Source organism: Peribacillus simplex (assembly GCF_030123325.1).
Classification (GTDB): Bacteria; Bacillota; Bacilli; order Bacillales; family DSM-1321; genus Peribacillus; species Peribacillus simplex_D.
In genome coordinates this window covers 2380470-2392702 of sequence record NZ_CP126106.1, presented here as the reverse complement: position 1 = coordinate 2392702, position 12233 = coordinate 2380470, and the positions used below count along the sequence as shown (strand labels likewise).

The window sequence follows — 12233 nt, the reverse complement described above, 5'->3', positions numbered from 1 at the left end:
GCCTATCTCCTCTCCACACACAAAAATACTTCATTTATTAAGTTTGCAGCTAGTTTTACAGTGCGATTATCATTATCCAATGATGGATTTACTTCACAGATATCAAATGAAATGGTTTTCGGATGTGAAATAATTTTACGAATTAACTGCCTAACCATTTTTCCAGAAAGACCAAATGAGGAAGGTGCACTAACACCTGGTGCTTCCGAAGCGTTAATAACATCCATACAAAGCGTTAAAATAATATGATCATGTTGATTCATAAAATTCAGAATTTCATTTTCATTTTCCTCCGAAATTCCATCCACCAATTCTTCTTCCAATATCCAAGAACAACCAAGTGAAGTTGCAGTGTCAAATAATTTTTTTGTATTTCCATAACGTTGAATACCAATAGGCAAATAACTAGCATGAGGATCATGATCTAATATTTGTTTAAACATCGTTCCAGAAGAAGTTATTTCTTCATATGAGCGTAAGTCAAAATGAGCATCAATGTTAAGGATGCCTATCTTGGCTTCGGGTCCTACACTCGACCTGATCCCTAGATAATGACCATAAAAGGTTTCATGTCCGCCCCCCAATATAACAGGAAACATATTTTTAGTTAATATTTTCTCTACGTGACTCCCTAATTCAGCTTGTGCTGCTTCTAACTGTTGATTTTCACAAATGATATTTCCGAAATCAACTAGACTATCCTCTGCTTGGCCGTGCCAAGACAAAGAAGATAAGGATTTACGTATTTCATCGGGAGCTTCTTTGCTTCCAAGTCTTCCTTTATTCCTGCGTACGCCCTCATCACAAGAGAACCCTATTATTCCACATCCATTATTTATTGAAGTTATTTGATTATCTTTAACTATTTGATGAATCCTAAATTCATCTTTATCTATTAGACTATCTGTTCTGCCTTTCCATAAATCCATATTTGGTAACGCATACATTTATTTTTCCTCCCCATAAATAAAAATACTTCATATGTGCAATCGCCAATCAATTTCGGGTTGTACAATAATAAAAGATCTGGTGCAATGGCTTTTCCTTTTAGTTTTCGTTAAACGTTGATAGGCTAGTGACTTATTTGCACATCCCACTTCCGCTGCACAGTAACTCCCAGTCCAGCACTGTAAACCATTATGGTGTAATATCTATATTCCCTCCATTCTGCTTAATGGTTGTACTGCAATATTAATTAAGCAAGTTTCATGCCAGGTTCATCGCCTTAAAAACAGTGGATAATTAAGATATATTCAAAATAAAAAGTAGGCGAAAATTGCCGCTCGGCAATTTCCGCCTACTTTTCTTCCCGATATTTCTTCAACTTATCTCGCAATGTCCTCTCCCCGATGCCAATTGTTTGCGCCGTCCTCCTTTGATGACCGTTAAAAGCGGCAAGGTTATGAAGAATCACTCTTTTTTCGATTTCTTCAAGCGGTTCGCCGACATAGACAGGGATCAAAGTGTTGCCGAAAAATGCGCGCGAACTTTTTTGGATATCGGAAGGTAAATCGGATTTCTGTATATAAGACTCATTCGTAAGCGCAATGGCCCTTTCAATCACGTTCTGGAGTTCCCGAATATTTCCTGGGAAGTCATATTGCTGTAAAAGCTGCAGCGCTTCATGGGAAATTCCTTCTACAGGTTTTCCCATTCTATCGCCGATTTTGGCAATGAAAAATTCCAACAACAATGGAATGTCTTCTTTTCGTTCACGTAAAGCCGGAAGGTGAATCGGAATCACATTCAATCTGTAATATAAATCTTCACGAAATCGATTTTCTTTTACTTCTTTGACCAAGTCTCTGTTTGTCGCAGCAATGATACGGACATCGATGCTGACTTCTTCCATCCCTCCAACGGGCATTACCTTTCTCTCTTGTAGAACGCGCAAAATTTTACCTTGCAGCGCCAAATCCATCTCACCGATTTCGTCAAGAAAGATTGTTCCTCCTTCCGCCAACACAAAAAGTCCATACTTCCGCTGTGTCGCCCCTGTAAATGCGCCCTTTTCGTATCCAAATAATTCTGATTCCAACAGGTGAGTCGGAATGGCGGCACAATTAATGGCTTGAAACTTTTTGTTTCTGCGCTTGCTTTGATTATGGATCGTTCGGGCGACGACTTCTTTACCTGTTCCACTTTCCCCTTCTATGAGAATGTTAGAATCGATATCCTTCACTTTTTCGATTAGGGAGAATATTTTGCGCATTGACAAGCTTTCACCGATAAGGCCGTTCACACCTGCCACCTTATCCAATTCTTCACTCAGCCATTTCACTTTGGACTGAAGCGTATACACTTCTTCTGCTTTTTGCATCAGCACTTCCAATTCATCAATATGAAGAGGCTTTGTTGCATAGGAAAACGCCCCCTTACGCATTGCTTCCACGGAAGATGGAATGGTACCATAGGCCGTCATCATGATGACGACTGTCGAGGGGGAGAGGCGCTTGATTTCTTCTAACACTTCCATCCCATTGTATTCCCCGATTTTCAAATCCAGCAAAACGATGGCGATTTCCGCTCTTTCGAGAAGTGGAAGCGCTTCACGTGGGTCTGTAAACGAATAAACGCGATACTGGTCTTCCAATGCAAACGTTAGTGACTGGCAAATGGTTGGCTCATCATCAATAATCATGATATCGTGCATCGTCTTCACCCTTTCTGTATTAATGCTGTAAACAAATGGTCACTACTGTACCCTTTCCTACTTCACTTCTTGTCTCAATAGTACCATCGTTTTCTTTGACAAGCTGATACGAAATAGAAAGCCCAAGCCCGACCCCATTCGGTTTCCTGGTGTAAAACGGTTCAAAGATCCTATCAATGTCTTCTTCCGAAATGCCGATGCCTTCATCCTCGATTTCAACGACAGTGAACATATCCCGATAATATGCCCGAAAAATAAGGGTTCCCCCTATATTGGACGCCTGAATGGCATTGAGAATGACGTTCACCAGCACTTGTTTGATCTGCTGTGTATCTGCCGTTGTCTGAATGTCTCCGGCGAACTCACGAACAATACGCAGGTTTTTTTCTTTGATTTTCGGCTTAAGCAATAGCTCAATCCCTTCCATGGTCTCATTGAGCGAAAACGTGACAGGTTCTGATTTTTTAGGACGGGAATAATCGAGCAAATCGTTAATTAATGTATTAAGTCTGGTAATTTCACTAGTGACCTGTTCGGAAAAGAATGTACGGAAATCTGCGCTTGCAAATTTTTTCGGCAGTAATTGTGTATAGGTAAGGATCGATGTTAACGGGTTTCTTATCTCATGTGCGATACCCGCCACAAGTTGTCCCAATGAACGCAAGCGGTCATCCTGGGCCACCTTTCTCTCCAGCTGTTTTTGTTCCGTAATATCGAAAAAATTCAACACCGCACCTACACTTTCTCCCCCAATAGTCTGAATTGGGTACACGCTGTAAGTAATATACCTTTTTTTGCCCGCATTCTGAGACCACACCGTTTCCTTTTGTAAGAAAACTCTCTTTCTCTCTAACGCAGCCTTAATCTCCTTTTCCGGGATGAAATAGGTAATGGGCAGAGCCTGAAAAGGTTTTCTAACAACATTACCGTCCAACTCCAAATAATCCATAGCCCTAACATTGATCATTGATACAAGACCTTGCTGATTCAATGTAATAAGCGAACTGTATGCACTGTTTAATACTTGCTGCTGAAAATGGATGTTTTCCTCAAGTAGCAGCATCTTCTCTTCCAAGTCTTTATTCACGTGCTCAATTTGCTCGGTTCGCTTAGCCACTTCTCGTTTAAGGCTGAGATTCCACCATAAGATGAGAGAAATTACAATGAAGGTAATAAAAAGACCAATCTCCAAATACAACAGCGTTTTGCGTAGTCGTTGAGTATTCGGCAGGATATATTCCCCGAACCACTTTTTCTCTATCTTTTCATACGTCCCATCTTTCTTGATTTGAGAAATTGCCTGATTGAATAGTGTCAGCAACTCTTTATTTTTTGGCATCACAGCGACGGCATAATTTGTTGTGTCAAGTGACTCACCGACAATCTTAATGAGTGATTGCTGCTCATTTTTCTGAAGAAAATATTGACCCGTAATCCGGTTTCCAATGAAAGCATCCACTTTTCCGTCAATCAACGACTGAACGGCTTCTTGTTGATTATTAGTTTCCACCAATTGCAAACGATCTACTTTACTTAATAGACCGCTTGCAACATCACCTTTTTGGACAGCTACTTTCCGGCCTTTAAGATCTTCGATTTTTCGGATATACATGTTATCTTTCAACACAAAAATCCCTTGTGAACTTGTAAAATACGGAGCTGAAAAATCATAAATCTCTTCACGTTCCTGATTGTACTTCATGCCTTGAATCGCATCAACTCTTCCAGAGCGCATAGCTTGCACTGCCTCGTTCCACGGCATTGGATAATATTCAAACCTAATGCCGGTCTCGATGGAAATGGCATTCATTATATCTACATTAAAACCGGTATAAACGCCCGAATCGCTCAAGTATTCGAAAGGTGGAAAGTTATTATCCCCTGCAACCCGAATCACTTTTTGGGCTTCCGAATGCACGGCAAAAGGAAAGAAACAGCCAAAAAAGAAAAGGAAGACGGTTATAACGGCACAGTTAATATGTAACTTTCTCATCGCCTCACCCCTTTTTTCCATACATACAGTTTTGTAACATCAATGTGTATATATACAATGTACAGAGACTCTATCATGATAACTTTTTAAAGTATATAAGAAAAGCTAATGTGCATTTCATAACACCATACATGGCAGAAAGTCGAATTACAATATATTTTTTTGAATGGCAAATGGATTGTAGATAATGTTCATTAATCGGGGAGCGAAGCGAATTAGTTTCCCAAAGGGGGATTATTTTTCCCCTTTGACATGTAGAACTAAAAACACGCATAGGCAATCGGTCAAAGGGATTAAGCACAAAAAATTTCTTGATGTTGCGATAGCGCCCCTAATCAAAAAGTGTTTTGCCCCTGATCGATTGACTGGCCGTCTTAGCTTCCTGCCGGAAAGGTTCGGGTGAGGTTAGCCGGCCTGCGCTGTTTTACGATTCGGATGGCAAAGGGAAAAAATAAATAAAAAAATAGCAGCCGAGTGGCTGCTATCCTTGTGACCTTTTATTCTAATAATCCTTTAATCCCTTATTCTTACGGTTTCCGGCTCGTTCGGTATGGCGGCAGTAGCCGTAGATGGTATAGAGACCTACGGAATTTAGGCGAAGCATGAGTCGTACAGTTCGTCGTTATCGAATCATTTAATGCCGAAGCGACACGTACAGAATGTTGTAGAAACGCCCCATTTATTTGCATCATTCAAGTCGGGTATTTATGAAATATTTATTCCATCATTTTTCTTGTATTCTGTATTTCTAGAATAATAAAAGTGAAAAAACCCCATGGCTCCCAAGGGGTTTATTTTGGTGTAACATCCTCTAATGGAGATGTGGTTTTAAAAAAATAATTTAATCGATAAGAGAGAATTGCTATGACTATTTTGTGGAGGTTGGTATGACGTGAAGATGACCTCACTATATGAACAGGAAAAGATTTATGTTGCATTGTGAGGGATGTTTCCCGCCTGTGAAAAATAACATGGCAAAGCTTCCAACATTTCGCTATTTTCCTTGGGACGTAAAGGTAGCCAAACAAAATAAAAACCCTGTACCAACTTTTCTGGCTGATACAAGGGCAATAGTCACGTTTTATTGATTAAACGAATTTGTTTGGATGCAAAAAGGGTCTTTAGCCTTTACAAATCAATCCCAGGTCTTTTTTTTATTCAGATAGTGAATTAATCATAAAAGATTAAATGCATATCACTGTTAGTCCTTGATTTCGCAAAAAATTCTGCTTCATTTCCTCCATCAACAAAGTTACCAATACCCCGGAAAATGCCACACTCGCCTCGATCTAAATATCTTACCCCTACATAATCATTATAACTGTCGGGATCATACTCCCATAATTCAACTTTTAACTTACCAGCTGGACCCACGTAAGAATCCCGACAGATCTTATAATCACCACCAGTTGAGGCAAACACATCACTTTCAGCACCATTAGAATAAAGAGATTGTTCTCCTAAGTAATCCCAGCCACTTGCAAATGTAGAAGAAGGGAACAACAACGCAGCGACCAATGCCACAGCACTCATTTTAAACATTTTCATGCTCATTCCTCCTCACCCGTTTTGACTTGAAACACATTATTCTCCATATAATTTTAATCAATATTTTTTATATTATCATCTATCCAAAGGTTCAATTTTTCATGAAGCGTTTTTGTATATCCACTACTTCATGCGCTAAATCGGGAACTCCTTACAAAAAACCCACCCTGAAGAGCAAGGGCCTGCTTCTAGCTTTTATCAAAGAAAAAAGGTCAGTCCCACTGAGTTAATACTTTAACACAGCGGTGACTGACCCCATTGTCTATTAAACATTGTGATTTAGCTTTATCTGCCTCAGGTGTTATACCCTTCTACTTATCTAATTAATTGTTTCACTTTTACAGGCTTTTTTTCCTTGCTTACTTTGATGATTTGTCCGATAATACTGATGGCAATTTCTTCTGATGTTTCCGAGCCAATTTCCAATCCGATTGGAGAATGGACCTGCTCCAACTGTTCTTGCGTGACCCCTTCACTTTTTAACTTTTCAAATATGCTTATGACCTTGCGTTTACTGGCGACCATCCCAACATATGCAATCGGAAATTGCAGTGCCGTTTTTAATACAATATCATCACAATCTTTTGTAACAATTACCACATATGACTTTTCATTTGGATTGGCTGCGAGCAAAGCCTTTCCAATATCCTCGTTCACAAAAAGGTTTGTCGCATTGGGAAAGCGTTCCTTCGTACAATAACCAACGCGATCATCGACAATGCAATAAGGATATTCGAGGAAATCAGCGAGCTTTGCCAACGCATGTCCTAAATGACCGGCCCCAGCCAGAATGAGTTCAGGCCTGCTTGTATAGACTTCAATAAAGACCCGTAACGTGCCGCCACAATTCATCTGAATTCCGTCTTTTGCATGTTTATTCAATTTATATTCAACGATTTTCGATTGGCCATTTTGGATCGCCTTTACACTATCTTCGATCACATAGTGTTCAGCCAAGCCCCCTCCGACAGTCCCTTCAATGGTACCATCCCGGTAGACAATCATTTTTCCAACATGCCTGGGAGTCGAGCCCTTTGATTCAATAATCATGGCTAAAGCAAAGGATTCGTTTTGACGCGTCAGCATGGACACTTTTTCCATCAGCAGCATGAAAAGTCCCCCCTATTTTAAAACATTAATTCGGTTGATATTGCTTCATGCTAAGAAAATAACGTAAAAGATATAACGCAACGGTTTTTCTGTAAGCCGCAGTGGAGCGTTGATCGTCGATTGGTCTAATGATCTTATCGAAGGCTGCCACAATCGCAGCGATGTCTCCATCGGCTAATGGTATCGTTTTTCCAACCAGCTTCTTCTCAATATCAATGGAACGAACCATCGTAGGTCCGACCGCCCCGAAGGCAAATCGAATGTCATCGATTCGATCTTTGCTTATCCGGACGAAACCCGCAAACGATACTTTGGCAATGGCATCTGCGTTGCGGTTGCCGACTTTCTCGAAAAAGACATGTGAATCTTCTAATACGAACGGCAGAATAATCTCCGTTACTATTTCATTGTGAAAGCGTTGAACCCGTCGTGGACCTTGAATAAAATCGCTAATCGCAACCATGCGATCACCATTTACAGAGCGCAACAGAAGCTTTGCATTGTATACATATAATAAAGGAAGCATGTCACCGGCTGGAGAGGCGTTGCAAATATTACCGCCTAATGTTCCCCGGTTTCTAATTGCCGGGGCAGCAATTGTATTAATTGCATTCTTTAAAGCAAAAGGAATCAACGGATTTTCAAGTAATTCACTATAGGTACAGCAGGCCCCGATGTGGAGATCCTTGTGATGTTGATACACCTGCTTTAATTCGGAAAGATGATTAATAAAAACAATCGGTTTAGGGATTTTCGGAGGTACTCCCCTTCTACTTTTGTGAAGAACCATAACATCGGTGCCTCCGGCTATGATTGCACAATCTTCACTATTCAATTGGCTTAACGTTTCGTCTAAACGCTCGAAGCGATACGCTTTTATTTTCTCTACCATAAGCCATCACCTTTTTTAGCTGCCAGGTTAATCGCCTCAACAATCATATTGTAGCCCGTACATCGGCACAGATTTCCGGAGATGCCTTCACGAATTTCAGCCTCTGAAGGATGAGGATTTTTAGATAACAAAGCTGTACTTGCCATAATCATCCCCGGAATGCAATAGCCACACTGCACTCCCCCGGCGATGGAATAACTCTCATCTAAAATCTTGAATTGTTCCGTTTCAATGATGCCTTCGATCGTTTGAATATCGGCACCAGCAATCGAGCCAATTGGAATAAGGCAGCTGTTTTGCAGGAGGTTATTCATAAAAACACTGCAGGCTCCGCACTCCCCTTCACCACAGCCTTCCTTTGTTCCGATTAACTTAAAGTCATCTCTTAATAAATCTAGTAATCTCGCTGTAGCAGGGGCGTCAGTTTCTACCGTTCTTCCATTTAGTGTGAATTTAATCAACCCTCTTCACCTTCTTTCATCCAAAGACTTTCAATAATGACTTCCGGTGTAATCGGAATTTGCTGAAAAGAAGTTTGCAGGGCATCCTCGATTGCAGCTTGGACTGCTGGAGCCCCTCCGATTAAAGTCAATTCACCTGCGCCCTTCGCCCCGTATGGACCATCAGCATAGGGGTTATCAAAGACCTTGCTTTCAATTGAAACAATATCCAATGAAGTCGGCGGTCCATAATCAGATATGCTTTTTTGTTGGATTCTGCCTTGCTTTGACGTCATCTTTTCTAGATAACCGTATGCTAGCCCTTGAGCCAAACCACCGTCAATTTGACCTTTCATAATCCGTTCATCGATGACCTTCCCAACTTCATAATTGCCATATACTTTTTCTAACTTTATATTTCCTGTTAACGTATCAACTTCTACTTCAACGATATTAACGCCCCATGAATAAGCCGGGTATGCATCTCCAGTGAAGGTTTTCTCGTCCCAAGGAATCATTTCACGGTGAACATAGTGTTCAACTACTTCCTGTTCCTCCCCTGTTTGCCACTGATCCTTAAGTTTTTTTGCGGCTCGTTCAAGCAATTTTCCGACAATCATCGTCGTCCTGGAAGCTACGGTCGGACCCGAGTCGGGAACCTCTTTTGTGTCGGGATAAGGGTACAAAATATCTTCGAACGGGAGGTTAAGTTCTTTGGCGACAATTTTACACAACGTCGTCAAAATACCTTGTCCCATATCAGAGTTTGAGATTTTTAGTGATACCTGGTCGTCCTTTGATTTAACCAGCTTCACCGTTGCTTTAATATGATCTCTTTCGCCACTGCCTGTAAATCCACAGCCGTGGAGGAACAACGAAGTTCCTATGCCTTTTTTATAGCGCTGATTTTGTTGATTTAAGCGCTGAAAGTCTTCTTTTTTCTTTTTGTATTCTGACACGTTTAGTACGTCTTCAATCATTTCTTCCACTAATATCGGGTCGCGGAATTTACCTTTGGTGATGGTGGGGTCTCCTTGTTTGACGAGGTATTTTCGTTTATATTCAAGCGGGTCGATTTTTGCCAGTTTACTAAGATGTCCAATATGACTTTCGATTCCGGCAAAGCTTTGTGGAGCACCAAAGCCTCTGAAGGCGCCGTTCGGAACGGTATTGGTTTTTAAGACATAGCCTTTTGCATGAAAATGCGGAATTTTATAAACACCGGCACCGTTTATTAATGCGCGCTGCAGCACGACAGAGCTCAATCCCACATTTGCCCCTCCATCGAGAAAGATGTCAACACACATGCTCAAAATATTTCCTTCCTTATCAAGGGCCGTTCGATATTTGAGTTTGGCCGGATGCCTTTTCGTCGTGACCAGCATATCCTCAGAACGGTCGAACACGAGCATTACCGATTTTTTGATTGCTCTTGCGGCAACGGCTACGTGACAAGCCATCATCGAAGGATAATCTTCTTTGCCGCCAAAACCTCCGCCGGTAGGACTTTGAACAACTCTAACTTCATCGTCACTACAGGCTAATGCGCTTAGCAATGCATTTTTTATATAATAAAGACATTGCATCGATCCCTGGACGACAATTTCATCATCCTTATAAACGGCGAGCATTCCTTGCGGCTCAAGGTAGACATGCTCCTGATAACCCGTATCATATTCTTCTTCGATGATTTGATGTGCTCCCTGCTCGATAGCTGAAATGTTCTCTAAGCTTTCCCCAAATTCATAGCTTGCCAAAACTAAGGATGCTGATTTTTGCTTGATCGCTTCGTCCAATGTATAGATAGCCTGATGTTCTTCAAATTCAACCTTCACTCCATTTAACAAACTGTACAGGATATCCAGGTCTTTGCCCGTGAGCATGAGAATCGGCTCACCAATATAATTGACCCACTCATTGGCAAAAATGGGCTGATCTTCTTTGATAATTTTGACATAATTCGGTCCTGGGATATGCTCTGCTCCAACAGCTTCATACCCTTCTGGAAGGTTAGGTAATTGAATGGATATGATTTTTCCATAAGCAATTGGCGATCGATACAAAACACCATAAACCATATTTTCCACTTTCACGTCACTAATATAGGGCAACTGGCCCGATACTTTACCTTTATGGTCCTTTTTGGGCACTGAGGTGCTTATGTCTTTGAGATTCATTGCAACAACACCCTTCGACTCATTTTTTTAAAGGGACATATTCTGAATAGAAACCTCTGCCTACGATTTTATCAATGAGAATTATTCATTTCTATTCAAGATTTCCGTAGTTTTTAATTATAGTTTTACTTCGAGAAATTTAAAGCTTTAGCATAATCAATGGCTTTTTGGTAATCCTCCGGTGTATCAACATCCATTAATACTCCCACATCATCCACATTCATGTATTGCTTTTCGTAACCGCTCAGGACCGCACGCAAATTACTCTCTGGATTGGTTTCAAGAATTTTCTGTTTCACTTCGCTTGATAATTTAATGGGATGGCCGCCTTTATAGTCAAAGCTGGGAATAACTACGTTTCCTTTGTGTTTTGCTAGTAGCTGAACAGTCTCTTTTTTAACAAGCGGACAATCTCCGGGTGTTATAAAGAAGGTTGGGGCATTTACTTCGTTGCAGCCCCTTTGAATGGAATGAAACATTCCCTGGTTAAAGTTTTCATTATAAACAAACTTGATCTTAAATGAATAGGCATTTTCACTGATGATTTTGGCAATTACCTCTTGGATGATTTCCGCTTGAAACCCAGCTACGACGATGACCCTGCTGCATAATCCTTCAAATTTAGAGATCGTTTGCTCCAACACACTCATTTGCCCCATCGGCAAAGTCATTTTAAATGCATTCGCTCGGCTGGAATATCCAGCAGCTAGGACGATTGCTTCCATGTTTGTCACCTTCTACCTATCATTTTCCTTAATTCTCACAATAAAAGCTGTATTGACTATTAAGAAATCATTGATTGTTTATGCTTTGAATTTTAATTAAAGAATCTGGATAGTGTTTTTTCTTTATATGCGCAAAATCCTCATTATATTACTTATTTACCAACTTGATACTATTTTTTAATTATCAAAAGATATAAAACGACAATACATAGTCCCTATTTTAAGAGAAAGAATGTCAAGTATTGACCAAGGTTTAATTGAAGAAACTAAAATTATTGAATTATCAGAGAACGATAATTTTTTTAGAATATAAAGAAGACTTTGCTCTCATGACTTTGATATAGCCTTCTCTTAGCCATACATCTTAGGACATACCGAAAAACAAGAATATTCTCCTCTTTCAATTCTTAATAAAATAAAAGGCATCTATGATGTTCGCATAGACGCCTTTTTATCTTCCTCATAATAGATTTATTGCCCATTAATAAGATGAATGTTTTGGAAAATGTCGATAAATGAATGTTTAATAGATACTGAATCACTTATAACTTTGTACATATACGAGCCATTACGTTTAATTTATTATATCTATCAAATTATAGGGTGAGTATGGCTTAAAAAATTTTTTATTCTGTACCAAACGGATTAGATTGTTGAATTGTTTTTCCTACAAGTAGTATACGTTTAATCAAATT

9 protein-coding genes are annotated in these 12233 nt (G+C 40.1%); all 9 read right to left on the bottom strand.

Features of this window, described 5'->3' with window-relative positions:
• Positions 1 to 2: 2 nt before the first annotated feature.
• The 9 genes from hutG to QNH43_RS11325 all read right to left on the bottom strand — a co-directional run bounded on the left by hutG (position 3) and on the right by QNH43_RS11325 (position 11538).
• Complete coding sequence (hutG, locus tag QNH43_RS11365) at positions 3 to 947, bottom strand: formimidoylglutamase (RefSeq protein WP_283917906.1); 945 nt, start codon at positions 945 to 947, stop codon at positions 3 to 5.
• Positions 948 to 1297: 350 nt separating this feature from the next.
• On the bottom strand, positions 1298 to 2653 hold the full coding sequence (locus tag QNH43_RS11360; RefSeq protein WP_076368922.1) for a sigma-54-dependent transcriptional regulator: 1356 nt from the start codon (positions 2651 to 2653) through the stop codon (positions 1298 to 1300).
• Positions 2654 to 2672: 19 nt separating this feature from the next.
• On the bottom strand, positions 2673 to 4646 hold the full coding sequence (locus tag QNH43_RS11355; RefSeq protein ID WP_283917905.1) for a transporter substrate-binding domain-containing protein: 1974 nt from the start codon (positions 4644 to 4646) through the stop codon (positions 2673 to 2675).
• 1170 nt (positions 4647 to 5816) lie between these two features.
• Positions 5817 to 6194 (bottom strand): hypothetical protein, encoded by a 378-nt coding sequence (locus tag QNH43_RS11350; RefSeq protein WP_283917904.1) that lies wholly within the window; start codon positions 6192 to 6194, stop codon positions 5817 to 5819.
• A gap of 315 nt (positions 6195 to 6509) precedes the next feature.
• Complete coding sequence (locus tag QNH43_RS11345) at positions 6510 to 7304, bottom strand: XdhC family protein (protein WP_283917903.1); 795 nt, start codon at positions 7302 to 7304, stop codon at positions 6510 to 6512.
• A 25-nt stretch (positions 7305 to 7329) separates the two neighbouring features.
• A complete protein-coding gene (locus QNH43_RS11340; protein WP_283917902.1) occupies positions 7330 to 8196 on the bottom strand; it encodes an FAD binding domain-containing protein in 867 nt (288 codons plus the stop codon).
• On the bottom strand, positions 8190 to 8657 hold the full coding sequence (locus QNH43_RS11335) for a (2Fe-2S)-binding protein (protein WP_283917901.1): 468 nt from the start codon (positions 8655 to 8657) through the stop codon (positions 8190 to 8192). Before QNH43_RS11335 ends, QNH43_RS11340 begins: the two co-directional genes overlap by 7 nt.
• On the bottom strand, positions 8654 to 10813 hold the full coding sequence (locus QNH43_RS11330) for a xanthine dehydrogenase family protein molybdopterin-binding subunit (protein ID WP_283917900.1): 2160 nt from the start codon (positions 10811 to 10813) through the stop codon (positions 8654 to 8656). The genes QNH43_RS11335 and QNH43_RS11330 overlap by 4 nt, the downstream gene beginning before the upstream one ends.
• Before the next feature lie 125 nt (positions 10814 to 10938).
• The gene (locus tag QNH43_RS11325; RefSeq protein WP_283917899.1) at positions 10939 to 11538 is read right to left on the bottom strand and encodes a nucleotidyltransferase family protein; all 600 of its coding nucleotides are present in this window, start codon (positions 11536 to 11538) and stop codon (positions 10939 to 10941) included.
• Between the last annotated feature and the right edge of the window lie 695 nt (positions 11539 to 12233).